Below are 24736 nucleotides of genomic sequence, written 5' to 3' on the forward strand. Positions count from 1 at the left end.
TTTTCCGAATGCGTTAGATGTGTGAGTTGTCTCGACTTTATGTTTAATGAATGCTTGTTGCATTAGTGGTTTTTATATATCGGCTTAACATTGAAGTGTTGTTCAGTCACGAATCAGCTGTTGATAGGGCTGACTTGAACTAAGAAGCTTAACGAACGCAGTTTTACTGAACTGTCCGATGGGGCGTTAGCGTTTTCGAGCAAGTTTAGCGCAGTAACGGCCTAGTACTTCGCCAAACGCAGCTAGCATTTAGACGCGTTGGATTTCTGACGGAGCCATGCCGAATTAAGCGACGAAGCGCTTGTGTAGAGCCTAATCTATTGATTAATAGACTAATTTCATGGTTGATGAGAATTGTTCTACGTTGTGTCGGTCCTGATAAAACAATACGGGTAACGAGGCAAGTCGAAAATTTAAATACGCGTTTGAAAGTCGTGCAGCACGTATTAGTTGAGACAGAGAGTGCAGTCATATTGATATCATTGCGGGAACTTTGTGAACCTGTTCTCAGGCAGAGCGGGAACTAAAATTAATTATTGCTGCCTTTGTATTGCGTGGTACTAATAACTCGCTTGCACCCAATGTGAGAGGTATCGATGAAGGAAGAAATCGATGTAAGCGGCTGGGCGACCTTGAAGGGAAATGCAACGCTGGATATTCATCAGATTGCGGTGAATACAGCAAGTCTAAGCATAGATTTGCTCTTGTGCGGGGAGACTGGGACGGGTAAGGACACGTTGGCCAAACGCATACATGAGTTGTCTGGTCGGACAGGTTCCTTCGTAGGCATGAACTGCGCAGCCATTCCCGAATCGCTCGCCGAAAGCCAACTGTTCGGTGTGGTCAATGGCGCGTACACAGGCGTCAGCCGATCCCGCCAGGGGTACATCGAGGCGGCGTGTGGGGGCACGCTGTACCTGGATGAGATCGACAGCATGCCCTTGAGCCTTCAGGCCAAATTGCTGCGCATTCTCGAAACACGTGGCATCGAACGGCTGGGTTCGACCGCGTTCATCCCCGTGGACCTGCGCGTGATCGCCTCGGCTCAGCGACCGCTGGATGAACTCGTGGAGCAAGGGCTTTTCCGCCGCGACCTGTTTTTTCGTCTCAATGTGCTGACCATCCAGATGCCAGCCTTGCGCAATCGCCGCGAGCAGATACTGCCGTTGTTCGACCAGTTCACCCAGACCATCGCCCGAGAATTCGATCGCTCGCCACCCACGCTGGACAATGGCCTGGTGCAATTGCTGCTCAGCCACGCGTGGCCGGGCAACATTCGCGAACTCAAATCGGCAGCCAAACGTTTCGTCCTCGGTTTTCCGTTGTTGGGCGCGGATATCGAGCCGGACCGCGACCCTGAAACCGGGTTGAAAACCCAGCTGAGGGTGATCGAAAAGATGCTGATCGAGGACGCCTTCAAGCGCCACAAGCACAGCCTGGACGCGGTCATTCAAGAGCTCGAGATTCCCAGACGCACGTTGTATCACCGCATGAAAGCGCTGGGGCTGACCTGTTTTGGCGCGGCTGATCCACTGTTTCCCTGACGCCTGAGGCTGGGCTGTCTCTCAAGTTGTTTACAAGGCCGCCGCGCCAAGCGCAGGCGGGCGCGAGAACCGCTAGAGGTCGTGGATGAGTGTTTACGATGTGTTTGATGATCAGTTGGCCGACGACACTCATGTGCCGAACCTGACTGTCATCGCCCAAAGCATCTCCCATCTGGGTATCGATGTGCTGCTGTCGGGTGAGACGGGCACCGGCAAGGACACCGTGGCCGGGCGTATTCACGAATTGTCGGGGCGCAAGGGACGCCTGGTAGCGATGAATTGCGCGGCCATTCCGGAATCGTTGGCCGAGAGCGAGTTGTTCGGCGTGGTCAGCGGGGCGTACACCGGGGCTGATCGTTCCCGGGTCGGTTATATCGAAGCAGCGCAGGGCGGAACCTTGTATCTGGACGAGATCGACAGCATGCCCCTCAGTCTTCAGGCCAAGCTCTTGCGGGTGCTGGAAACCCGCGAGCTTGAGCGCCTGGGTTCGACGACGCCGATTGTGCTGGATGTCTGTGTGATTGCCTCGGCGCAGCATGCGCTGGACGAGTTGGTGGAGCAGGGCCGGTTTCGTCGGGATCTGTATTTTCGGCTCAATGTCCTGACCCTGAAACTGCCGCCGCTGCGCGCTCAACGGCAGCGGATCATTCCGTTGTTTCGGCGTTTCGCACTGGTATCGGCACGTGAATCCGGTTTGTCGATGCCTGAAGTGAGCGCGATGTTGCGGCATGTGCTGTTGAATCATCAGTGGCCGGGCAATATCCGCGAGCTGAAGTCGGCGGCCAAGCGGTTCGTCCTGGGTTTTCCGTTGTTGGGCGATGAGGCAGGCGAGGACCGGGAGTCGTCCACCGGCTTGAAGTCGCAGTTGCGGGTGATTGAGAAGGTATTGATCCAGGCTGCCTTGAAGCGACACAACAACAGTATTGATGCGGTGAGCCAGGAGCTGAATATCCCGCGGCGCACGCTCTATCACCGGATGAAGGAGTTGGATGTTTGAGCGCGGGCGTACGTGCCGCTGGCGCTCGGGGATTACGAAAAGCAATGCTGCGTGGAGCCAAGGCCCTTCGCATTTCTAGCGCCAAACAGGGATGCTCAGGTCGCACCCGATCTACCCGGGGAGACGTCGGAGGCGACGACGGCAGCGAAGACGGATGGCCGGGCGAGCCATAAGCGATTGACCTGACGCTTTCGCTGCCGTCGTAGCCTCCGTCGTCTCGTACGGGGTTTTGTCACGTACCTGGATTTTGCGTACGCAATCCCCTGTAGCAGCCCGGTCTGACGACCGCGGCAGTCTCTCAGGCGCCATCGTCGGCGGGGCGGACTGCGCCAAATCCCCAGACGCCGCCGAATCCACACAAATCCATCGGCCATAAAAAAGCCGCCAACCCGTTATCTCGGACGGTTTGGCGGCTTGAGGGACATCCATCAAATCGGCGGACTTGACGGGGTGAACGTTAGCAAGCTATCTAAGTTTCAGCCATCTATCTTTCGGCAAAGCTCTATTACCAAAGTGGCAATAATGCCCTTGCGCTGTGTGATGACAATCGGTGCCTCAAATTGTCTTCAGCGCCTGCGCCAAGTCTGCCCGCAGGTCTTCTACGTCTTCGACGCCGACCGACAGCCGGACCAGCGAGTCGCCAATCCCCAGCCTTGCGCGGTTTTCAGCCGGGATGCTGGCGTGGGTCATGATGGCCGGGTGCTCGATCAGGCTTTCCACGCCACCGAGGCTTTCGGCCAGCGCGAAGATCTGCACCTGCTCCAGGAAGCGCCGAGTGCCAGCCAGGTCCGTGTTCAGGTCCAGGGAAATCATACCGCCGAACCCGCGCATCTGCCGACAGGCCAGCGCATGCTGCGGATGAGAGGGCAGGCCCGGATAGTAGACCCGCGCCACTTGCGGTTGGCGTTCGAGCCATTGGGCCAGTTCCAGCGCGTTGCTGCTGTGACGCTCCATGCGCAGCGCCAGGGTTTTCACGCCGCGCAAGGTCAGGAAGGCGTCGAAGGGACCGGCGATGGCGCCCACCGAGTTTTGCAGGAAACCCAGGCGCTCGGCCAGTTCGGCATTGTTGCCCACCACCGCAATGCCGCCGATGACGTCGGAGTGGCCGTTGAGGTATTTGGTGGTCGAGTGCACGACGATGTCGAAACCCAGGCTCAGCGGATGTTGTATCCACGGGCTGGCAAAGGTGTTGTCGGCGACGCAGAGGATGCCTCGGTCACGGCAGATGCGAGCGATGGCGGCAAGGTCGGTCAGGCGCAGCAGTGGATTGCTCGGGGTTTCTACCCAGATCATTCTGGTGTCGTCCTGAAGCCCGGCTTCGAAGGCCGACAGGTCAGTCATGTCGACGAAACTGAAACGATGGCCGGCGCTGCGTTTGCGCACTTTGTCGAACAGTCGGAAGGTGCCGCCGTACAGGTCATCGCCCGAGAGAATGTGCGAGCCTGCGTCGAGCAGTTCGAGCACCGATGAAATCGCTGCCAGCCCCGAGGCAAAGGCGAACGCCTGGGTGCCGGCTTCCAGATCAGCCACGCAACGCTCCAGGGCAAAGCGCGTCGGGTTGTGCGAGCGCCCGTAATCCAGACCTTTATGCACACCGGGGCTTTCCTGGAGGTAGGTGGAGTTGGCATAGATGGGCGGCATCAGCGCTCCGGTGGTGGGGTCCGGGGCTTGCCCGGCATGAATCACGCGGGTGGCGAAGGCGTGCTTGGGGTGGCTTTTTTCGTCGTGCTGATTCATGCAAGGGATCTCCGCAAATGATTGAGCAGGTCGACGCGGGTGATCAGGCCATGAAAGCCCGAGGCGTCGGCGATGATGGCGACATGGCCTCGATCCAGCTCCTCTTGAAGCCTGGCGAGCGTGGCGTCGGGCGGCAGGGTTTGCAGTTGGTCGGTCATGGCGCTGGCCACTGTGGTGCGAAAGTGCGAGGTGTCGGTGTGCACGTCAAGCAGGATATCGGACTCATCGATGACCCCTACCAGTTGCTTGCCGTCCACCAGCACCGGCAGTTGCGAAACGTCCGCCAGGCGCATGCGCTGGAACGCGGTGAGCAGGGTGTCGTCCGGCCCGACGCTGATCACGCGTCCGTCCTCGAAACGCCGGGCGATCATGTCGCGCAGGTCGCCGTATCGGGTGCGTTGCATCAGCCCCTGGTCGGTCATCCACTGGTCATTGTAGACCTTGGATAAATAGCGGGTGCCGGTGTCGCAGACGAAGCTGACCACACGTTTGGGCACGGTCTGTTCGCGGCAGTAGCGCAGGGCGGCGGCGAGCAGGGTGCCGGTGGAAGATCCTCCGAGAATACCCTCGGCGCGCAACAGATGGCGCGCGTGTTCGAAGCTGTCTTCATCGCTGATCGAGTAGGCCTGGCGCACGGTGGAGAGGTCGGCGAACGAGGGGATGAAGTCTTCGCCGATGCCCTCGACTGCCCAGGATCCGGGTGTCGGTAACGTGCGGCTGCGGCTGTATTCGGCGACCACCGAGCCGACGGGATCGGCCAGGACCATTTCCAGATCCGGCTGCACACGCTTGAAGAAGCGGGTCAGGCCAGTGAGGGTGCCTGCGGACCCGACGCCGACTACGACCGCGTCCAGGTCGTGCTGGGTCTGCGCCCAGATTTCCGGTGCGGTGCTGCTTTCGTGAGCCAGCGGGTTGGCGGGGTTGTTGAACTGGTCGGCGAAGAAGGCGTCGGGGATTTCCCCGGCCAGTCGCGCGGCGACATCCTGGTAGTACTCGGGATGGCCCTTGCCGACATCGGAGCGGGTGATGTGAACTTCAGCGCCCATCGCCTTGAGGTGCAGGACTTTCTCGGTGGACATCTTGTCCGGCACCACCAGCACCACCCGATAGCCTTTGGCCCGGCCGACCAACGCAAGGCCCAGCCCGGTGTTGCCGGCGGTGGCTTCGACGATGGTGCCGCCGGGTCGCAAGCGGCCGTCGCGTTCGGCTGCATCGATCATCGCCAGGCCGACGCGATCCTTGATCGAGCCGCCGGGGTTCTGGGATTCGAGTTTCAGGAAGAGGGTGCACAGACCGGTATCGATGCGGCTGACCCGCACCAAGGGGGTATTGCCGATCAGTTCGAGTACGGCCGGACGGGAATCAGCTGACATGTCATATCCTCACGTGCACAACGCATACGGGATGGACAGCGGCGGGCTGCAAACGTGCACTGGTTTGAGGCGTCGGGCGCATTAGCGTCCGTCGACACACTGCCTTGGTTGCCGTCGTAACGCGCGACGTTTCCCGGATACTCTGGCGTTCTTGTGCGTCGGATCGCAACTGTGGGAGTGAGCTTGCTCGCGAGGAGGCTGGTCCTTTCACAGCCAATCCGGCGTCTGAAAGTCAGTCCTCGTGAGCAAGCTCACTCCCACAGTGGGGTTACGTTGAAACCAGGATGAGGGAGCAGCTACCGAGGCAGCGCCATCAGCTCCCTTCAAGCAGTTTCGAATCCTGGAAGAAGTAATCCTTCCATGACGTCGGCTTGGTCTTGATTGCGCCGACGCGATACAGGAATTCGGCCATCGGGAAGGTGTTTTTCGGGTTGATGGTGAATTCGAACTGCGGGTTTTCGATGATCTTGATCAGCTGCGCGCGGTCGATGTTGGATTTGGTCACACGGATGTAGGTGTCAGCGGCGCCCGCCTTGTCGCGTTTGATGTAGTCCGCTGCATCGGCCAGTGCTTCGATGAATGCCTGGTAGGTCTTGGGGTTTTGTTCGCGGAATTTCTCGGTGGCGAACAGCACCGTCGGCGAGTTCGGGCCCAGCACGTCGTAGGAGTTGAGCACGATGTGCACGTTCTTGTTTTCCAGCTCCTGCTCCTGGAACGGCGGGTTGGAGAAATGGCCGTTGAGTTCGGTGCCACCGGTCTTGATCGCCGCGCTGGCATCCGGGTGCGGCAGATTGACGGTGTATTTGTCCAAGCGGTTGTACTCGGCGTCGCCCCACAGTTTGGCCGAGGCCAATTGCAGATAGCGGGACTGCACCGAGACGCCCACCGCAGGTACAGCGATGCGGTCTTTCTCACTGAAATCGGCGATGGTCTTGACGTTGGGGTTATTGCTCACCAGGTAATAAGGGAAGTTGCCCAGCGAGGCGACGGCCTTGACGTTTTGCTTGCCGTGGGTGCGATCCCAGATGGTCAGCAGCGGGCCGACACCGGCGCCAGCGATGTCCACGGCGCCGGACAGCAGCGCATCATTGACCGCCGAACCTCCGGAGAGCTGCGTCCAGTCGACCTTGATGTCGACGCCAGCCTCTTTGCCGTGTTTCTCGATCAACTGCTGGTCCCGTGCCACATTAAGCAGCAGGTAAACCACGCCGAACTGCTCGGCGATGCGCAGCTGACCCTCGGCCTGTGCGGTTTGAGGCGCGCCGAGGGTCGCGGCCAGTACAGACGCCGCGAGGGCCAACGCCGCGCCAAGGCGGCGCTGACGGGAGATACTTGAACGCTCTTGAGACATGAACGGCTCCATTGTCGGGTGGACAGGAGCACACTGCACCGTCCTGGATGCAGATGACTTTATAGGCATAAGCGGAAGAATTTAAATATCAAAATGACATATCAATATGTTCAGCCTCCACCGCGCCATGTTGGTCATTGCGTACCTTGGCAGCATGGCTTACCAGCGGTGGTGATTTTAAGGACGCTACCGCTGGCAAGCCGAAGTGCTTCAGGGAATGGATGTGAGCATAACCCTGCGCGCTCAGTCAGAACTGCGACTGGACCTGCAACCCCAATACCAGCGCGTTATCCACTTGGCGCACGCCGTTAGGGTTTTTGATGTATTGCAGGTTGGGCATCACATTGAGCCATTTGGTCGCCTGGATGCCGTAGTTCAGCTCGGTGGCGTACATGGAATGCTGCTCGGGCAGGTAGCCGGCGTCGTCATAGCTCAGCCCATTCAGGCTGTTGGAGGTCCGGGCATTGCGCAGAAACAATGAACTGGCATGGACGCGAGCGATGCCAACGCCCAGCGTATCGGTCGGGCGCGCGTCGAACGGACCTTTATAGACCAGGCTGATTTTCTGATAACTGTCTACGGCAGTCGTCTCCCGGTCCTGGAAGGTGGCGCTGGCGGTCGCGGTCAAGCCACGTGATGTATCACTGTGCACCGAGGTCAGTTGCTGTTTGCCGACCACCCAGAATCCGTGGCGGCTGTCATCGCTGCGAAAGTCGTTGCCGGTGATCGCGGCCGGGCGATTGTTTTCGTCCTTGTAGACATCCCTGGCGTTGGCCGTGCTGTGGTAATAGCCGACACGGTACTCACCGGGCAGTTGATTGACGCTAGGGGTCCACACCAGCTCGACCGGAAACAGGGTGCCGGCCGTACCTGCGCCGTTGAGTTTGAAGCCATTGTCGTTGTCCAGCCCCGATGGATTGACGTTGAACGCGCCGATCTGCGCATACACCTCACCGCTCAGGCGATAGCGAACTCGCAATGCCCACTGGCTGATCGGGCCGTTGTAGATGCTGTCGACGTAGTTCCCGGGCTGCGATCCGCAGAATGCCAGGCCCTGAAACGAGCAGTCTTCCACCGCGAAGTCGTCACTCACGGCCATTCGGCCGGCCTTGATATTCAAGCTGTCGTCGAACCAGCCTTTGCTCAGCCACAATTCGCTGAGACGGGTGACGCTGCCCCGGCCCTGGATTTCCTGGGTCGAGCCCATGCCTGTCGACCGCGGGTCGTTAAGTTTCTCGTTGATGTTATCGCCGTTGCGGTTGGTCAGCGAAAGGCTGAAGGCCGCGTCGTTCCAGCCCAACAGTTTTTGCAGATCGATGTCGGCACCGAGGTTGAACTGGTCGGCGTACCGCGTCACCCGGTCATGATCATAGCCGCCGCTCAGATTGGAGGCCGACTCGCCGGTGTAGCCCATCTTGATGTCGATGCCCTTGTTCAGCAGGTCAGTCCTCGTACCGCCCCAGTCGCCGCTCATCCAGGGGGAGTCGATGGCAAAGGCCTCTGCTGCCTGTGCGCTGAAGCTGTAACCACAGGCAGCACCGATCGACAGCGCCATGACCAGTGCGCAAGGCGCAGGCCTTTGGCGCGAAAGCGTTCCTTTCATGCTCGTGTTCTCGTAATGGGGTAGAGGGTCGGCGGCGGGGCCGGTGCGCCCCGCGCCAGGGATATTGAGTGAGCTTTAGCGGGCACTGCCGTCGGCGCTCATTTGCGCTGGCAGCTTGAGGTCCTTACGCGTTTGAGCGACTTGATGAGCATCGACTGCAGGCGCGGCGTTGCCCCAGGTGTTGCGTATATAGGTCAGCACCGAAGCGATCTGCTGGTCGGACAACTTCCAGGCGAAGCTGGGCATGGCACCGCTGGTGGGGTTGCCCAGCGTGACCGCGCCGCGTCCGCCCTGCAGCACCGTGGTGGTGAGACTCTGCGGGTTGGCAGCCTGCACTGCCGGGTTATTGCCAAGCCCCGCAGCAAGCTGATTGATGCCCTTGCCATCGCTGTTGTGGCAGGCCGAGCAGTTGGCCGAGTAGACGTTCGCGCCCTGTTTCATGGCCTGCTGCACGGCGGTAAGCGGTTGCGGTTTGGTTGCCTTAGAGCCGGGCAGGCTTTGCAGGTAGGCCGCAATCGCGTTTAGGTCCTGATTGCTCATGTGCTGGGTCGAGTTGGTGACCGCTTCAGCCATCGGACCGGATGCCACGGCAATGTCGTTGCTCCCGGTTTTCAGGTACTGAACGATCTGCTCAGAGGTCCAGCCGCCGACGCCCGCGTAGCGATTGCCGGTGATTTCCGGTGCATGCCAGCCGGCCAGATCGCCGCCTTGCAAAAACCTGTCGTTCTTGTCGCCACCGAGGAAATTCTTCTCCGTGTGGCACGCCGCGCAATGGCCCAGGCCCTGCACCAGGTAGGCGCCGCGGTTGAGATCGGCACTGGCCTCGGTTACCGGTTTGAACGGGGTCTTGTCGAAGAACAGCAGGTTCCAGCCCATCATCATCAGGCGGATGTTGAACGGGAAGGGCAGTTGGTTGGACACCACCTGATTGTTCACTGCAGGCACGGTCTGCATGTAGGCCCAAAGGTCATGCATGTCCTGGTCGCTGACTTTCACGTAAGCGTTGTAGGGCATCGCCGGATACAGGTTTTCCCCATGTCGGCCTTTGCCTTCGCGCACTGCGCGGGTGAACTGCTCTTCGGACCAGTCACCGATGCCGGTGGCCTTGTCCGAGGTGATATTGCTCGCCAGCAGTTTGCCGAACGGCGTCTCGAGCGCATAACCACCGGCAAATGGTTTGCCCTGATGGGGGTCGGTGTGACACGCCGCGCAATCGCCGGCGATGGCGACATAGCGTCCGCGGGCTACGGCCGGATCTTCCTGCGGCTGGGTCGCCGGGGCCTGGACGCCTTGACTGTTGCCACTCTGCTGACCGGGCTGGACGATGCCATCCGCCGCATCCGCGACACCGTAAGCACCGTACAGGCCAATGGCGCCGCTCAGGGACAACAGGGCCACGGCGGCCAGAGTCTTGCGATGACGGGCGATCATGCCGACACCTCCACCAGCGGGCCGCGTTTGCTCAGGTATTGTTCGATGATGGCCTTGGCCGTCCACAGGCTCAGGGCGGCAATGGTCGACGTCGGGTTGTAACCGGCGTTGTTGGGGAACGATGAGGCGCCGAGTACGAAGACGTTATGCACGTCCCAGCTCTGCTGGTAACGGTTGAGTACGCTGGTTTTCGGGTCGGTGCCCATGACCGCGCCGCCGATGGTGTGGTCACTGGCCGGCAGGTAGGGGCCATAGTTGGTGGCAGCCGAATCGAAGCCATTGACGATCTTCGCGCCCATGGCCTTGCCGATCTCGACAGCCTTGTCTTCGGTGAATCTGGCCATGCGCCGGTCGTTCTCGTTGTAGTCGAACGTCACGCGAATCAGCGGGTCGCCATTGGCGTCCTTGTACTCCGGGTCGAGGTCGAGGTAGCACTCGTCATGGGAAAAACTGGTGCCCTGGTTGAAGATGAAGGTGCCGTTCTGGAAGGCGTGGGTGTAGGCCTTTTTCCAGTCGCTGCCCCAGCGCGGCGTACCCGGTGGGACCGCATCGGCGTTGCCGATCGGACGCGCGCCACGGGCCACCACCAGAATGCCGGCGCCGCCGATGAAGCCTTTGCCGCGGTGATCGAAGTTGTCGCCGTTGTAGTCATCGACCTGCACGGAGAGGGCGCCGGCACCGATGTATTGGTTGAGCTGCTCGTCCTCGAAAAACAGATTCGCCCCCGACACAGTCTGGAAACTATAGGCACGGCCGACCACGCCTGAGCGGCTGGCCGGATCGTAGGGTTTGCCGATTTTCGAGAGTAGCAACAGGCGCACGTTCTGCATCTGGAAGGCCGAGAAGATCACGATATCGGCGGGCTGGTGCCATTCCTTCCTGTTGCGATCCAGATAGGTCACGCCGGTGGCAGTCTTGCCGTCTTCGGCCAGGGTAGCGCGCAACACGGCCGAGTCGGTCAGCACGGTGAAGTTGCTGCGCTGCATCAATGCCGGGATCACGCAGGCGTTGGGGCTGGACTTGGAGAAGTTGCCGCAGCCGTAGTACAGGCAGTAGCCGCAATAGGTGCAAGGCCCCATGCGCACGCCCAGTGGGTTGGTGTAAGCCTGCGAGGCTTGACCAGCGGGCACCATGAACGGGTGCAGGCCCAGCTTTTTGCTGCCTTCGGTGAACAGGTCGGTCAGCCGGGTTGTGGCGAGGGGCGGCAAGGGAAACTCGTTTTTACGGCTGCCTTCGAAAATGTTGCCGCCTTCGACTTGCTTGCCGTTGAGCACGCCAGCCTTGCCCGAGACACCGGCGATTTTCTCGAAGCGATCATAAAAGGGTTCCAGGTCGTCATATGTCACGCCCCAGTCCTGCACGATCAAGCCATCGGTCAGCTGCTGTTTGCCATAGCGTTTGAGGGTGTAACTGTAGGGCTCGAAGTCAAAGGGCAAAAAGCGCCAGGCCATGCCTGCCCAGTGGGTGCCCGAGCCGCCGACGTTGTAACCCAGTTCGTTGAGGCTCCAGTCGCGGGTGGGCAAGGCAGTCTGCGAGCGATTGTTGCGGAAAGTGGTGGTCTCGATGGCCGGCGGCAGCAGCATGCTGCGGCGCGTATCCCAGCGCAGCTCGTCGGTGTCGACCGAGGGTGGGAAATCGGTGGAGGTCTCGAACCAGGGGCCGCGCTCGATCGCGACCACATTGAGACCGGCACGGGTCAGTTCTTCAGCCATCAGAGAACCACACCAGCCGAGGCCGACGATTACAGCGTCGACTTTGGGGCGAACATTGGCCATTTACGGGTCCTTATCAATACGGTGTCATCACGAGAATCAAGGCAGGTGTCGGCGTACCGCACTGCTCGTATCAGTGGTCACGGTGAGCGATCAGAGGGTGTTGTCGATCAGACTGGTGGGAATGATCGTGAGCTTCTGGCCCTTCTTGCCGATCACATCGCGAAAGTCGTAGCGGGCGCCCGGGAAGCCAATCATTTTCCAGCTGGCCATGTCCTTGTTGCCGCCGTAGATGGGGTCAGCAAAGAAGCCCTCACGAACGTTGGCCAGAATCTGTTCGAACAACTCCCTGGTTTCAACCTCGCTGCCCAGCTCCAGCTTGCCGCTTTCCATGCCGCGCAGCAGTTCGTCCTGTTGGGCGCCGTCCAGTTGCACGAAGGTTTTCGAGAAGGTCTTCTGGCAATAGGCGTCGATGGCGACCAGGCCCTTGCGCCAGCGTTCGGCCGGGGTCAGGGGTGATTGCGTGCCTTGCTCAGGGGTGCCTTTGACGAAGCGGCCGAGGCGGTAAAGCGTCGCGCCACGCCCATAATCGCCCGCAAGCTGACGGTCGATGAAGGTCGCGCAACCGGCTTCCTTGCCGCCGATGCTCAGTTCATCGGCAGGTATCAGCCGGTCGGCGAGAGCGCCGGCTGTGTCGAATTCGGCCTGGGTGAAGTAAGCCAAGCCGCCCTGGCGGGGAGCGGGCAGTGCAGGCAGGTTGGCCTGACCGGGCTCCCAGGGCTGTCCACCGCTGACGACCTCGGCGCGCGCAGCCGGCAACGTGGACGCGGCTGCCAACGCCAACGCCGATGAAAGAAATTCTCTGCGCTGCATGAATCTGTCCTGTCTGGGATGAGGAAAAAGTCAATGGGACGCTCGGGCCAGAGCCCTCGGACCCATCGATAGCGGCGGCGAGTCTAGGGTGCGACATATCACCGCGCCAGTGACAATTTGACGTGTTTCCCTCAAAAACCCATATAGATGCAGCGCTTTTACTCAGACAGTGTTTCGTCGATGACGATGCGTAATTGCGGTGCGATCAGAACCGGGGTTTCGATGTCGCCATTAACGTGCAGCAAGTGTTGAATGGCGGCTTCTGCCTGGCCCTCCGGGTCCTGATCGATCACCAGCGACAGCGACCCTTCGCGCAACAATCCGGCGTGTTGCTGGCTCGCTTCGTGGGTGATCCAGACCGGGTTGACGCCATGACCGAGCAGCGCCTGATGAATTCCGGCGGACCCCGCGCCGGTGTTATAGATCGCTGTCAGTTGCGCCCCCGTCGCGCAGGCGTTGCGTACGGCCCGAGCAGTCAGGGCATCGTCGTCGTGGCATTCCACCGGACCCAGCACCGTCATCCCCGGCGCCCGCTCGCTCAAGACCTGCAGGAAGCCTTCGACCCGTTGCCGATGGGCGTGATAGAGCAACGAGTTGGTGAGCAGCAGCACGCGGCCCGAAGCCTGACCCTGCCATTGACTGAGCAAACGTCCCGCGGTGCGGCCGGCCACTCGATTGTCGATGCCGATGTAGGTGGCGCCATCGAGTCCCGACAGCGCGCTGGTCAGCAGCACCACCGGCACGCCCCGCGCGATCTGCGCCTTGAGCGCGGCGCGAATGGCACGGCTGTCATGGGCGACCACGATCAGCCCCTGTCGCGACGTACGCGGCTGGTTGATGAACTCCAGCAACCGTTCCGGGCTCTGGTCGTTCCAGGTCTGGTGCTGCAGGACCAGACGCGAGCGCAACAGCCGTGCCTGATGGTGAAACGCGACGGTCAGGCGTCGATAGTGATCGGTGTGGCTCTCGACGATCAGCAGGTCAAAGCGCAACAAACCGTGGACCGGGGAGGGCAGTAGCCGACGCAAGCCCAACGCCTTGGCGGCGGTCAGCACTTTGCGTCGCTTGAGATCCGACACGCTGCCGCGTTCATTGAGCACCCGGTCCACGGTACTCAGACTGACCCCCGCCAGGGCGGCAACCTCAAGCAGGCCTTTCTTTTTGTCGCTGTCCAACTTCTCGCTTCCATACCGGACCGGATGGCGTCCGGCGCGCTCGCATCAAGGAGGGGCCGACTGGTAGGATCCACCGGAACCTTGGGCGAAACAGTCGGGAAAACAGGCAGATAATGACGGGCAAGAAACCAGACGGCAACGGCCGAGGCAGTCGTGGCGTGACGTTGAGTGATGTTGCGAGGCTGGCGGGCGTGGCACCGATGACCGTATCGCGCTGCCTGAATCAACCTGAAACGGTGCGCAGCGAAACCCGCCTCAAGGTGCAACGCGCCATTGATCAGACCGGTTACGTGCCCAACCGTCTGGCGGGCGCGCTGGCTTCCAGCCGCAGTCGCCTGGTGGCAGTGGTGCTGCCGATGGTGACCAATCCGATATTTTCCGACACCTTCCAGGCCATCAACGAGCGTCTGACCAGGGCGGGTTATCAGGTGCTACTCGGGGTTTCCGGTTATCAGACCGAGCACGAACAGGAACTGCTGGAAGTCATTCTCAGCCGCCGCCCCGACGGCATCATCCTCACCGGCACCTTGCACACCCCGGCCAGCCGCCATCGTCTGCGCGCCTCCAAGGTGCCGGTCGTGGAAACCTGGGACCTGAGCAGCGAGCCGATCGACATGCTGGTCGGCTTTTCCCATGAGAAAGTCGGCCGCGATGTGGCGCGACATCTGCTGGGCAACGACTATCGACGATTCGCCTTGCTCGCGGTCAACGACCCCCGCGGCTTGCGCCGTGCGCAAAGCTTCATCAACACCCTGGCGGAGCAGGGCATCAGCGATGTTCCGCGTCAGGTATCCGAAGGCCTGCCCACGCTGGCCCATGGGCGCGCCGGTCTTTCGGCGTTGATCGAACAAGGCCGCATGGCCCCCGACGGCCCGCTGATGGTGGTCTGCACCTCTGACACCATCGCCCATGGCGTGCTCACCGAAGCTGCTGCGCGTGGGATTCGCGTGCCTCAACAACTGGCGGTGATCGGCTTTGGCGACATGAACTTCGCCGCACACACCTTCCCGCCGCTTTCGACCGTGCGCATCGACGGCCAGCGAATGGGCGACAGCGCGGCCTCGATGCTGCTGGACCGGCTCAGCGGTCGCGACGGCAGCGAGATCGCCCAGGACATCGGATTCACCCTGATCGAACGCGACAGCACCTCGACCTTGCTCCAGGCAGCGAGCACGCCTGTGGGCAAACGTTGACCCTTTCTGTCTTTTGAGAGCGCTACCATCAATACATTCGTCAGTTGTCTGACAAGTTATGCTTGTTCTTGTAAAACGGCTGGGCTATATTTTTTTCCACGAATGGTAGCGCTCTCATTTGGCGCCCCACATGCTTCGGAAAACAATAATGTCCAAAATCACCTGCGTAAGAACCCTGCGTCTGCCCGAACGCCCAAAGCTCATCTGGCTGGAAATCGAAACCGATGAAGGGCTGATCGGCCTCGGCGAAACCTTCCGCGGCGCTGCCACGGTCGAAGCGGCGGTGCATGAGCTGATCGGCCCCGGCTTGCTCGGCCGTGATTCGCGTCAGATCGAAGCAATTTCCCTCGAACTCTCCAACCCCTATGTGGGTTACCACAGCGCCAGTGCCGAGATCCGCGCTGCCAGTGCCGTGGATATCGCGCTCTGGGACCTGAAGGGGCAGCGCCATGGCATTCCGATTCATGAAGCCCTTGGGGGCGCCTGCCGCGAGCGGATTCGTGTCTACAACACCTGTGCCGGTTACGAATTCAACACCCAGCAGGGCGCGCGCCGCGAAATCACCAGCGCCGACCGCGCCCAGGGACCGTACGACGATCAACTGGCCTTTAGCCGTGATGCCGGGGCGCTAGCCGTCAGCCTGGTGGAAGAGGGCTACACGGCCATGAAAATCTGGCCGTTCGACCGTTTCGCCCGTCAGGCGGGGGCTAACACCATCAGCCTGGCCGAGGTAAAGCAGGGCGTCGAAGCCTTCCGCCAGATCCGTCAGGCGGTGGGCAACCGGATCGAAATCATGTGCGAGTTGCACAGCCTTTGGGACAGCACTTCGGCGTTGCGCATCTGCCAGGCGCTCGAAGAATTCGAGCCTTACTGGGTCGAAGACCCGCTGTGCAAAATGGACGATGCCAAGGCACTGGCCGATCTGCGTAACCGCACACGTGTGCCGATCTGTGCCAGCGAAACCCTCGGCGGCAGCGTGGCCTATCGCGACCTGCTGGCCGCCGGCTCCATGGACTACCTGATGCTCGACCTTGTGTGGTGCGGTGGCTTCACCGAGGCACGCAAGATCGCCGCGCTGGCGCAGGTCTACAACAAACCCCTGGCACCCCATGACTGCACCGGCCCGGTTGCGCTGTTCGCCGGGTTGCAGATCGGCATGCACGCGCCGACCGCCGTGCTGCAAGAGGTGGTGCGTGCCTCGCTGTCCACCTGGTACGGCGATCTCGTCACTCATCTGCCGCAGATCGTGGACGGTCACGCACTCGCCCCGACGCTGCCGGGACTGGGCACCGCGTTACGCCCCGAAGTGCGCCAGCACCGTGACGTCATCATCCGCGAGACGCGCCCATGACTCTGCTGCGCTGGCGGGATGTCCGCCGCTGGGGAGCTGTCTGAGCGCGCCGATTCCTGCTGTCCGCTATCGAGAACACAATGAAAAAAATAGATTCTCTGCGGCGTTTCATCGCCGAGCACCGCCGTTACGAAGTCATCGTGTTGCTGTTCGTCATGATGATCATCAACCAGGGCGATCGCGCCACGCTGTCAATCGCCGGCGCAAGCGTCTCCCAGGAACTGGGGTTGAACCACGCCGAAATGGGCTGGCTGTTTTCCGCCTTCGCCTGGGCCTACATGCTGCTGCAGCTGCCGGGCGGCCTGGCCATCGACCGCTTCGGCAGTGTCAAGGTGCTGGGCCTGGCCATCGTCGCCTGGTCGGTCTTCACCTGCATGATCGGGACCGTGGCGATCATGCCGGTGGGTGTGGCCTTCTTTGCCGTCTTCGCCCTGCGTTTTTTGGTGGGCGCCGCCGAAGCGCCGTGTTTCCCGTCCAACAGCAAAATCGTCTCGATGTGGTTTCCGACCGCCGAGCGCGGTACGGCAACGGCGATCTTCAACGCCTCGCAGTATTTCGCGGCGGTGGTGTTCACCCCGCTGCTGGCCTGGATCTCGACACGCTGGGGCTGGCCGTGGATCTTTTACGTCATGGGCGCGGCCGGGATTCTGATCGGCATCGTGTTCTTCATTCGCATCAAGGCCCCCGTGGACCACGCCAGTCTGAGCAAGGTCGAACTGGATACCATTCGCGAAGGCGGCGCCAATCTCCAGGAGCGTCCTGCCTGCGCAGGCGAGCGGCAGAGCTGGAGCGAAACCTGGGCCAGCGCGCGGGACCTGCTGGGGCAGCGGATGTTTCTCGGGATCTACCTGGCGCAATTCTGCATCAGCACCCTGACGTTCTTCTTCCTGACCTGGTTCCCGGTCTACCTGGTGCAGCAGCGTGGCCTGTCCATCCTCAATGCCGGGCTGTTGGCCGCGGTGCCGGCGATCTTCGGCTTCATTGGGGGGATCGGCGGCGGCATGGTCTCTGACTGGATGCTGCGCAAAGGCGTATCGCTGACCCGTGCACGCAAGGTGCCGATTTACGTCGGCATGGCGCTGTCGATGAGCATGATTCTGTGCAATTACGTGCAGACCGACATGCTGGTGGTGCTGTTCATGGCCCTGGCGTTCTTCGGCAAAGGCATGGGCGCCCTCGGCTGGGCGATCGTCTCTGACGTATCGCCCAAGCGCAGCGCCGGTATGAACGGCGCGATCTTCAATACCTTCGGCAGCATTGCCGGCATCGTCACGCCGCTGGTAATCGGCTACATGGTCCAGTCCATGGGCTCGTTCAACGGTGCGTTGATTTACGTGGCGCTCAACGCCGCAGGGGCTTTCATCAGTTACATGTTCATCGTCGGTGAACTCAAGCGCCCGGATGACACGCCCTCTGATGCGGCTGCTCCCATCGTGAGACAGGAGGCCTGCACAGGTCGCTGAGCGAACGGGCCAGAGACGCATTTGATGGTTTCGCGTCAATCTGGCCTGCCCATTCCGCATTTTTCTTGAAATTTTTTTCTGCGACTGCCGGTCAGGTGTCCGGGTGGTGTAGCCGCGCCCATGAGAACTGCACCGGGCTGTCGCACTGCCGCGAAACCAAGAGAGGGAAATCGATGCTCGATAGACGCAATTTCTGCAAGGCCACGGTCCTGGCCTCTGGCGCCGGTATGCTGGCTTCCGGCAAGCTGGCCCAGGCCGCCTCGCTTCTGAAGGCCGGGCCACCACTGATCGAAGTCGCGAGTCTGGACTGGCTGTGCAATGCGGTGGCACTGACCTCCAGCGGGCGCCTGTTCGTTGGCTTGCCGCGCTGGCCTGGTTTCGAGAAAACCCCATCGATCGCCGAGGTGCTGCCCAACGGCGGCCTCAAGCCGTTCCCCGGTGGCGAGTGGAACCAGTGGCAGCCCGGCACGTCCGGCGCCAAGGCACTGGTGAAGATCAACACCATCCACATCTTCGATGACGACACGTTGTGGGCCATCGACCAAGGCGAGGATGCCGGGCCCCATGGCATCAACCCGCATCAGAAAATCCTGCAGTTCGATACCCGCGACGGCAAGCTGCTGCGCTCCATCAGCCTGTCGCCAAGCGTGTTGCCCGCAGGTGCCAACCTCAACGACCTGCGCCTGGACAGCGAGCATGCTTACCTCACCGATTCGGGCCTGGGGGCGATCATCATCGTTAACCTGAAAACCGGTGTGGCGCTGCGTCGCCTGGCCGATCACCCGTCGACCAAAATGAGCCCTGAGCGCCGTCCTTTGGGCGAAGGTGCGCAGCCGCTGATGATGCCTGATGGCAGCGATCATCAAGTGCATTCCGACCCGATCGAAATCAGCCCGGACGGCCAGTGGCTGTACTACCAGCCGCTGTCCGGACCGCTGTGGCGCGTGCCGACCGCAGCCCTGCGCGACACGCAGGTGACCGAAAAAGCCCTGGGTGAGACAGTCGAATTCGTCTACGACACCGGCCCCTTGACCGGCACCGCCATCGACAGTGCGGGCAATCTCTACCTGGGCGAATACGACAAGCCTCGCGTGACAGTGCTGTCACCCGACGGCAGCCTGCGCGTTGCGGTGGAAGATCAGCGACTGTGGAATCCCGATGCGATGATCATTTCCAACCAGCGCGAGCTGTACATTCCAGTGCCGCAAAGTGCGCGGATGGCCTCAAATCGAGGGCCGGGTGGCGTCAACGGCCTGCGGTTGCCGTTCAAGATCTACAAAATCCAGTTGCCGACGAGTTTCGGTGCGCGTGAGATCGTACCCGCCGTGGTCGGCCAGCCGTTGGCGTCCGCGCCTTCATGAACCCTTGAGAATTGCAGAGCGAGGCCCCAATGCCTGACGACGCAAGCCTGAACCGAAGAACACTGCTCAAATTCGGCGCCACCGTCGGCGCCGGTCTGGCACTGCCTGCTGTCGGGGCTGCCGAGCTACGCACTGATCAACCGGCCACGAGTGGCCGCGCCGTGCATTTGGTCATTCGCCACGCTACCGTACTCAGCATGGAGCCCGGCGCCGCGGCGATGAACGACACCGATGTGCAGATGCGCGATGGGCGCATCGTGGCCGTCGGCAATTCCTTGCCGGGGGAGGGCGCGGAGTCGATCGATGCCACGGGGATGATCCTCATTCCCGGCCTGGTGGACAGCCATTGGCATTTGTGGAACAGCGTCCTGCGCAACAGCGCGCCGGCTCCAGGGGGTGAAGCGTTCTTCAAGTCGCAATTGGCGGTCAGCAAACGCTTCACCCCGCAAATCTCGGCGCTGGGTGTCCGGCTCGGGTTGCTGGAGGCGGCCAATAGCGGCATCACCACGGTCAACAACTGGGCCCACAATCTGCGCGATTCGGCGTTTGCCCAGGCTGAATTGAAAGCCCTGTTCGCCAGCGGGCTGCGAGGGCGGTTCTGGTACGGCTACGCACAGGATCTGGATGCAACGGCGGCAATGGATTTTGCCGACATCCAGCGGGTGCAGGCTCAGCTGCGCTCAATGCCAGTTTCACGGGTGGATATGGGGTTGGCCATTCGTGGCCCGGAACGCACCAGCGCCGCCATTTGGGAGCCGGAATTCGCCTTCGCCAAAGCCCATGGTCTGCCGATCTCCACTCACATCGCCGTCACGGCCAAGACCCAGAAGGAAAAAGCCCTGCAGCAGTTGGCGAGCAGAGGCGTGTTGGGACCTTCGGTGCAACTGGTGCATGCCACCCACGTTGATGCGCAGGACATCGAAACCATCGCTCAATCCGGTGCCTCAGTCTGCCTCACGCCACTGACTGAAATGCGCGTGGGCTATGGCTTGGCGCAAGTCGACGCGCTGCATCGCGCGAAGATTCCAATCACCTTGGGCATCGACACGCTGGTGCTGAGCGGCAACGCCAATCCGTTCATGGTCATGCAAACCTTGCTCAATCTGGCGGTCGGGATGAGTGGCAACGAGCAGGCCCTGACCGCGCGGGACGTGTTGTTCTGGGCCACCCAGGGCGGCGCGAATGCCATGGGGCTCGGTGGGCAGATTGGCTCGATCACCCCCGGCAAACGCGCGGACCTTACGCTGATCGACGCCCGCCGACTGGGGATGATGCCGGTGCTCGATCCGTTCGCCAGCGTGGTGCAGTCGGCAACCCCGGCGGATGTGGACACGGTCATCGCCGATGGGCGCGTGCTCAAGCGCGGTGGTCGGTTGCTGGGGAGCGATTGCGCAGCGCTTACACGAGAGATAGCCGGACAGCTGAGGGCTTTGGGGCTGCCGTAACGGTCTGTGCAGTTCGAGAATATTGGGATCAGCGCCTCATTTGCCCCGGACTCACTCCCAGCCGTTGCTTGAAGGTGGTCGCCATGTGCGCCTGCGAAGCGAATCCGCAGGCCTGGGCAATGTCGGCCAGCCGCTGCTTCGGATCGCGCAACAGGGCACGCGCCCGGGCGATGCGGCGGTCGATCAGGTAGCTGTGGGGGCTCTTGCCGGTGGCCTCGGCAAATGCGCGCATGAAGTAGCCCTCGGACAGCTCCAGCAGGTTCGCCATGCTCTGCACGCTGATCGCTGCGTCCAGTCCGGCATCGAGGTATTCATCGAGCAGGCGCAGGCGTCGCATCGTCATCGAACCGCGTACAGCTGGCGATAATTCGTGCTCAGCGGCCACTCGCTCAACCAATGCCAGCGCCCAGGCTTCCCAGTCATCGTTCGGGGAGGCGTTCAGAAGCGCCTTGCGCATGCGCTGGGCCAGGCGGATGGCGTGGGGATCGATCAGATTATTGAACGCACCGGCACTGGCCAAAGGTGCAGCGTCGTTGCGCAGCACGCGCAGGTATTCGCCACCCTCGCGGGACTGGGAGAACACGTCGCAGCCAGTGGGCACGAAGGCCAGCCCGTTGGGCACTGCGTCGAAGGGCCGGACCCGGTCGCTGCCGATGGCGTGCACGCCGCGCTGGCTGTCAAATGCAAAACCCACCGCCGGTTGCAGCGCTACATAGCGGGCCTCGTAGGCGCGGGCGGGCAACAGTTCGATCACCCACGGGCCTGCCTCGGCCCGTCGGAGCGGTTCGCTGCTGCCTGGAAATTCGGACTGAGTATGCGCGTTCATGCTCGCCATAGTACGCAGAGTTACCGAGAAGGTCAGGTCGGGTTTTTGAAAGCCTGTGGCTGCCAGGTCTGCCTAGACTCGGGGAAAAACCGGAGCCCACCTATGCACAGCCTGACCCGTGAAGACATTGAAGACGCCGCCCGCCACGTGTACCAAGTGATGCCGCCAACGCCACAGTATGCGTGGCCCTTGCTGGCCCAGCGCCTGGGCTGCACGGTGTGGGTCAAGCACGAAAACCATACCCCCACCGGCGCCTTCAAGGTGCGCGGCGGCATCACCTTCATGCGCTGGCTCAAGCATGCCTATCCAGGCACCCGAGGCGTGATCGCGGCCACGCGGGGTAACCATGGCCAGAGCGTGGCCATGGCCGCCCGGGCCTTGGGGATGCGCGCCATGATCGTGGTGCCGGTGGGCAATTGCACCGAGAAGAACGTTGCCATGCGTGGGTTCGGCGGTGAGGTCATCGAGTTTGGCCAGGACTTCGACGACGCTCGTGAAGAGGCCATTCGTCTGGCGCAGGTCCATGACCTGTTTCTGGTTCCTGCGTTTCACCCCGAGCTGATCCGAGGCGTGGCGACCTATGCGCTGGAGCTGTTTAACGCGGCACCGAATCTGCACACGGTGTATGTGCCTATCGGTTGCGGCTCCGGGATCTGCGGGGTTATCGCCGCTCGCGATGCACTCGGGCTGAACACCGAGGTGATAGGCGTGGTGTCTTCCCAAGCGGACGCGGCCAGGCAGTCGTTCGAAGCAGGCGAGCTACGGGAAACGGCCTCGGCAAACACCTTTGCCGATGGCCTGGCGGTGCGCAAGCCGGTGCCGGAAGCCTTGCGGATTTACGCTGCGGGTGCCGCACGCATCGTCTCGGTCACCGACGCCCAGATCGCCGAAGCCATGGGCGTGTACTACTCCGATACCCATAACCTGGCAGAGGGCGCAGGGGCGTCGGCACTCGCGGCGCTGATGCAGGAACGTGTGGCGATGCGCGGCAAGCGGGTTGGGGTGATTCTGTCCGGTGCCAACGTCGATAAGGAGGTGTACGCAAGAATCATTGGATAAGCCATGCAGCTATGCCGGTCCTGATGCCTTCTGTTGAATGAATTCGCTCCCAAACCAAGGGTCGCGCACGCCATTCGTGCGCGACGCCTGCGACTCAGATACGGAAACTGCCGACCAGCTGCTTGAGACGCGCCGATTGTTGTTCGAGGTCCTTGCAAGCGCGCAAGGTCGCCTGCAGATTCTCTACGCCTTCCTGATTCAAGGTGTTGATTTCGGTGATGTCGACGTTGATAGCCTCGACCACGGCGGTCTGCTCCTCGGTCGCCGTCGCCACCGACTGATTCATGCCGTCGATCTCACCGATGCGCAGGGTCACGCTTTCTAGGCTGGCCCCAGCCTGGTTGGCGATGCTTACGCTCTCGACGCTTTCACGCTGGCTTTCGTTCATGATCGCCACGGCCTCGCGCGCTCCGAGTTGCAGCTCCTCGATCATGGCCTGGACCTGGCTGGCCGATTCCTGGGTGCGGTGGGCCAGATTGCGCACTTCGTCTGCCACCACGGCGAAGCCACGGCCTGCCTCACCAGCGCGAGCGGCCTCGATCGCGGCGTTCAGTGCCAGCAGGTTGGTCTGCTGGGAAATGCCGGTGATGACCTCGAGAATCTGCCCGATGTTGGCGGTCTTGGTATTCAGCGCTTCGATCTGACCGCTGGCGCCACTGATCCGTGTAGACAAGCGGTTCATGGCCGCGATGTTGCGGTCGACAACTCCCTGACCCTCGGAGGCCAGGGTGCGCGCATCCCCCGAATGACCGGAGGCGCGCGCAGCGTTCTGCGCGATTTCCTGCGCAGCTGCGCCCAGCTCGTTGATCGCCGCCGCCACGCTGTTGGTGCGATTGGCCTGTTGATCCGAGTTGAGCATCGATGAGTTGGATGCGCTGACGACCCTCAAGGCCACTTCGTTCAGTTGCACGGTCGAGCAAGCAACTTCACGCATCGAGTCCTGAATCCGCTCGACGAACAGGTTGAAGCCTTCGCCGAGATAGCCGAATTCGTCTCGGCTCTGAACTGCCAGACGCTTGGTGAGATCGCCATCTCCGGCGGCAATGTCGTGCATCGCCCGCCCCATCAGGTTCAGCGGACGCAGCAACACGCTCAGCAGCAAACCCAGCAACGCGATGATCAGTACCACCGCCACCACTGTGGCCACCACTGCGGAGGTGCGAAATTCACTGAGTCCGGCGTAGGCCTCAGCCTTGTCCACGGCGACGCCCACATACCAGTCCACCGACGGCAGGCCGTCGACATGGGCGAAGGTCAGGATTTGCGTGCGACCGCCAAGGCTGCTTTGGCTGATGTCTCTGGACAGCTTCGGCGTAGCCACGGGATAGACCTCGGCGAGGGTTTTCATCACCCGCGAGGTATCGGGGTCGACGAGGATTCGGCCCTGGGCATCGACCAGAAACGCGTAACCGCTGCCGTGAACCCGCATCGAGCTGATCATCTTGACTAACGCCGCCAGGCTCAAGTCGCCGCCGGCCACGCCAGACACGCCCGAGGCACCCTTGACCGGCGAAGCAATGGTAACGATCAGGTCCTTGGTCAACACGTCGAGATAGGGTTCGGTCAGCGTGGTTTTGCCCGCACCGATGGCGTCGGTGTACCACGGACGGGTTCTCGGGTCGTAGCCGGCGGGCATCTCATCCGGAGGCTGGGTGATGAACGAGCCGTCGGCTTTGCCGAGGTAAATGCTGACGAATGTCGAAAGCAGGGTGCGTTGGCTCAGGGCCAGATTCTGCATCTCAAGGCTCGGCGTGGAGTTGGCGCTTTCAGCCAGGTTTTCCACCAGCAGAATCCGACCGGAAAGCCAGTTTTGAATGTTGCCGGCGGTGCTTTCGCCGATCTGGTTGAGGCTGTCCTTGAGTTGTCCGCCAATGGCGTTTCGCTGGAGGTAGTCGTTGTATAGCGTGAACAGCGAAAACGCTGCAATGACAACGAGTGAGGCAGCCAACAGAATCTTGTGGCTGAATTTCAATGATTGGGTCATGCCGGGGCAATCCGTAGAGCAGTGTCGAAGGGTACGATCTATGACGCATCGATGGGAAACGTATCGGCAGGCTTCAGCCGAGGGACAAGGTTAAATTGTGATAAACGCCGGTCGGCGTCTGATTTCCGATGGTCGGTCGGCAGAAAAGGCGGCCCGCAGATGCGGCGACCCAATGTACAAGGGGCTTGGCGATCAGCTCAGACTGAGCAGCGAACGTTTACTGAGCTCTATCCCAAAATATGGGATTCGCCATCACAT

18 protein-coding genes and 1 pseudogene are annotated in these 24736 nt (G+C 61.4%); 8 read left to right on the plus strand and 11 right to left on the minus strand.

The window, feature by feature from the left end; translation table 11 throughout:
* Positions 1-596: 596 nt before the first annotated feature.
* Together CE491_RS21225 and CE491_RS21230 are read left to right on the plus strand one after the other, a co-directional pair.
* Complete coding sequence (locus CE491_RS21225) at positions 597-1544, plus strand: sigma 54-interacting transcriptional regulator (protein WP_110950306.1); 948 nt, start codon at positions 597-599, stop codon at positions 1542-1544.
* An 85-nt stretch (positions 1545-1629) separates the two neighbouring features.
* A complete protein-coding gene (locus CE491_RS21230; RefSeq protein ID WP_110950307.1) occupies positions 1630-2541 on the plus strand; it encodes a sigma 54-interacting transcriptional regulator in 912 nt (303 codons plus the stop codon).
* Positions 2542-3096: 555 nt separating this feature from the next.
* Here CE491_RS21230 and CE491_RS21235 read toward each other — a convergent pair.
* The 8 genes from CE491_RS21235 to CE491_RS21270 all read right to left on the minus strand — a co-directional run bounded on the left by CE491_RS21235 (position 3097) and on the right by CE491_RS21270 (position 13796).
* Positions 3097-4278 (minus strand): cystathionine gamma-synthase, encoded by a 1182-nt coding sequence (locus CE491_RS21235; protein ID WP_110950308.1) that lies wholly within the window; start codon positions 4276-4278, stop codon positions 3097-3099.
* Positions 4275-5651, minus strand: a complete 1377-nt coding sequence (locus tag CE491_RS21240; protein WP_110950309.1) for a pyridoxal-phosphate dependent enzyme — start codon at positions 5649-5651, stop codon at positions 4275-4277. The genes CE491_RS21235 and CE491_RS21240 overlap by 4 nt, the downstream gene beginning before the upstream one ends.
* Positions 5652-5964: 313 nt before the next feature.
* Positions 5965-7002, minus strand: a complete 1038-nt coding sequence (locus CE491_RS21245; RefSeq protein WP_110950310.1) for an ABC transporter substrate-binding protein — start codon at positions 7000-7002, stop codon at positions 5965-5967.
* 247 nt (positions 7003-7249) lie between these two features.
* Positions 7250-8605, minus strand: coding sequence for a carbohydrate porin (locus CE491_RS21250; RefSeq protein ID WP_407681355.1), 1356 nt, complete (start codon positions 8603-8605; stop codon positions 7250-7252).
* Positions 8606-8680: 75 nt separating this feature from the next.
* Positions 8681-10036: a c-type cytochrome gene (locus CE491_RS21255; RefSeq protein ID WP_110950312.1), complete on the minus strand. Its 1356-nt coding sequence runs from the start codon at positions 10034-10036 to the stop codon at positions 8681-8683.
* On the minus strand, positions 10033-11811 hold the full coding sequence (locus CE491_RS21260) for a GMC family oxidoreductase (protein WP_110950313.1): 1779 nt from the start codon (positions 11809-11811) through the stop codon (positions 10033-10035). The genes CE491_RS21255 and CE491_RS21260 overlap by 4 nt, the downstream gene beginning before the upstream one ends.
* A 90-nt stretch (positions 11812-11901) precedes the next feature.
* Entirely contained in the window at positions 11902-12621 is a 720-nt protein-coding gene (locus CE491_RS21265) for a gluconate 2-dehydrogenase subunit 3 family protein (RefSeq protein ID WP_110950314.1), read from the minus strand.
* A gap of 158 nt (positions 12622-12779) precedes the next feature.
* Positions 12780-13796 (minus strand): LacI family DNA-binding transcriptional regulator, encoded by a 1017-nt coding sequence (locus tag CE491_RS21270; protein ID WP_110950315.1) that lies wholly within the window; start codon positions 13794-13796, stop codon positions 12780-12782.
* Between the two features lie 113 nt (positions 13797-13909).
* Between CE491_RS21270 and CE491_RS21275 the strand changes: the two genes are divergently transcribed.
* The 5 genes from CE491_RS21275 (at position 13910) to CE491_RS21295 (ending at position 20609) form a co-directional block, all read left to right on the plus strand.
* The gene (locus tag CE491_RS21275) at positions 13910-14989 is read left to right on the plus strand and encodes a LacI family DNA-binding transcriptional regulator (protein ID WP_110950316.1); all 1080 of its coding nucleotides are present in this window, start codon (positions 13910-13912) and stop codon (positions 14987-14989) included.
* Positions 14990-15137: 148 nt separating this feature from the next.
* Positions 15138-16340, plus strand: coding sequence for a mandelate racemase/muconate lactonizing enzyme family protein (locus CE491_RS21280; protein WP_110950317.1), 1203 nt, complete (start codon positions 15138-15140; stop codon positions 16338-16340).
* An 80-nt stretch (positions 16341-16420) separates the two neighbouring features.
* Complete coding sequence (locus CE491_RS21285; RefSeq protein ID WP_110950318.1) at positions 16421-17803, plus strand: MFS transporter; 1383 nt, start codon at positions 16421-16423, stop codon at positions 17801-17803.
* A gap of 173 nt (positions 17804-17976) precedes the next feature.
* On the plus strand, positions 17977-19164 hold the full coding sequence (locus CE491_RS21290; RefSeq protein WP_110950319.1) for an L-dopachrome tautomerase-related protein: 1188 nt from the start codon (positions 17977-17979) through the stop codon (positions 19162-19164).
* Between the two features lie 29 nt (positions 19165-19193).
* Complete coding sequence (locus tag CE491_RS21295) at positions 19194-20609, plus strand: amidohydrolase family protein (protein ID WP_110950320.1); 1416 nt, start codon at positions 19194-19196, stop codon at positions 20607-20609.
* A 28-nt stretch (positions 20610-20637) separates the two neighbouring features.
* Here the strand turns inward: CE491_RS21295 and CE491_RS21300 are convergent, their stop codons facing one another.
* Positions 20638-21444: a helix-turn-helix transcriptional regulator gene (locus tag CE491_RS21300; protein WP_407681356.1), complete on the minus strand. Its 807-nt coding sequence runs from the start codon at positions 21442-21444 to the stop codon at positions 20638-20640.
* A gap of 93 nt (positions 21445-21537) precedes the next feature.
* Here CE491_RS21300 and CE491_RS21305 point away from each other — a divergent pair, with 93 nt between their 5' ends.
* Entirely contained in the window at positions 21538-22494 is a 957-nt protein-coding gene (locus CE491_RS21305) for a threonine dehydratase (RefSeq protein WP_110950322.1), read from the plus strand.
* A 94-nt stretch (positions 22495-22588) separates the two neighbouring features.
* Here CE491_RS21305 and CE491_RS31295 read toward each other — a convergent pair whose 3' ends face one another.
* The gene (locus CE491_RS31295) at positions 22589-23428 is read right to left on the minus strand and encodes a methyl-accepting chemotaxis protein (RefSeq protein ID WP_407681358.1); all 840 of its coding nucleotides are present in this window, start codon (positions 23426-23428) and stop codon (positions 22589-22591) included.
* A gap of 15 nt (positions 23429-23443) precedes the next feature.
* A pseudogene (locus CE491_RS31300) lies at positions 23444-24478 on the minus strand (HAMP domain-containing protein); the annotation flags it as partial.
* Positions 24479-24736: the final 258 nt, after the last annotated feature.

Origin of the sequence: Pseudomonas bohemica (assembly GCF_002934685.1) — a bacterium.
Taxonomy (GTDB): domain Bacteria; phylum Pseudomonadota; class Gammaproteobacteria; order Pseudomonadales; family Pseudomonadaceae; genus Aquipseudomonas; species Aquipseudomonas bohemica.